We start from the raw sequence: 1,266 nt of genomic DNA on the forward strand, positions 1-1,266 counted from the left end.
GCTACGTGCATGCCGGCAAGCTGGTGGACAAGTACATCGGCCTGTCCTATCCGCAGTCGCGCGACCACAACCTGTACTCGGTCAGCTGGATGCACAACCTGGAATACGCGTTGCAGCACGGCCTCAGCCACTACGTTGCCGGCTGGACCGATTCACGCATCAAGGCCGAACTGGGTGCCCGCTTCACCTCCACCGTACACGCGGTGCATGCGCGTTCRCCGCTGCTGCGCGCCGTCCTGCGCAGGCTGGCCCCGCACCTGCAGGCTGAGCCGGATGGAGGAGGCTGACCGATGCAACTGCGTCCGCCGCTGATCCTCGACCTCGATGGTGGCGTACTGCCATTGCCACAGGCACGCACGCTTGCGCTGCAGCACTGGCATGACCCGCTGCGCTTTGCCTGCCGCAACGCCACGCTGTCACGCTTCGCCACTGAAGTTCTTCGGCCGCTGCCGGCACAGCTCGGCACGGTCATGCTCGGCAGCGGCGACTTCCACCATCTCAGCCTGCCGCTGCTGCAGCACCTGCACACGCGTGCCCCGTTCCAGCTGGTGGTGCTGGACAACCATCCGGACAACATGCGCTTTCCCTTCGGCATGCACTGCGGTTCCTGGGTCAATGCTGCCGCCGCATTGCCGCAGGTATCGCATGTGCATGTGCTGGGCATCACCTCCGCCGATATCGGCCTGGGCCATGCGTGGGAGAACCACTGGCGGCCGCTGCTGGGGCGGCGGCTGACCTACTGGTGCATGGATGTGGATGTGGGCTGGGCCAGCCGCGTGGGCATGTCAGCTGCCTTCCGCCACTTCGACCATCCCGAGGCCCTGGTCGCCGCGTTCGCCGCCGAACAGGCGCAGGCCCCTCAACCGACCTACCTGTCGATCGACAAGGACGTGTTCGCTGAAGATGTCGCCCGCAGCAACTGGGACCAGGGCCGCTTCCAGCTTGAACACGCGCTGATGGTGATCGAGGCCCTGCGCACCGGTGGACTGGTGGGCAGCGACATCACCGGCGAGGTGTCACTTGCCAACTACCAGAGCCGTTTCAAGCGCTGGTTGTCATCGCTGGATGGTCAGCCCGACGTCAGCGCCGATGATCTTCCGGCATGGCAGCAGCAGCACCAGCAGGTGAACCGCGAACTGCTGGCGGCGATGGCCGCCGTTCCGACGGCCTGCTGAGCGGGGGTAGTGCCGGCCGCTGACCGGCAGCTGTACCACGATGTGCCAACCAAGGTTGGCACCTGCCAGACCCAGGCAGAGTCGGTAGTGC

General features: G+C 65.8%; 1 protein-coding gene and 1 pseudogene. Both read left to right on the top strand.

All coding sequences use genetic code 11. The features are described 5' to 3' along the window. Positions 1-287, top strand: a pseudogene (locus AC1VAN_RS22220) (GNAT family N-acetyltransferase); the annotation flags it as partial. A 3-nt stretch (positions 288-290) separates the two neighbouring features. Beyond that, a complete protein-coding gene (locus tag AC1VAN_RS22225; protein WP_032976021.1) occupies positions 291-1,175 on the top strand; it encodes an arginase family protein in 885 nt (294 codons plus the stop codon). Positions 1,176-1,266: the final 91 nt, after the last annotated feature.

This window comes from Stenotrophomonas sp. 05L44_2, assembly GCF_056665995.1.

Bases quoted from the DNA above. Each gene is read 5' to 3' on its own strand.
- AC1VAN_RS22225 (WP_032976021.1), top strand. From the start codon at position 291: ATGCAACTGCGTCCGCCGCTGATCCTCGACCTCGATGGTGGCGTACTG.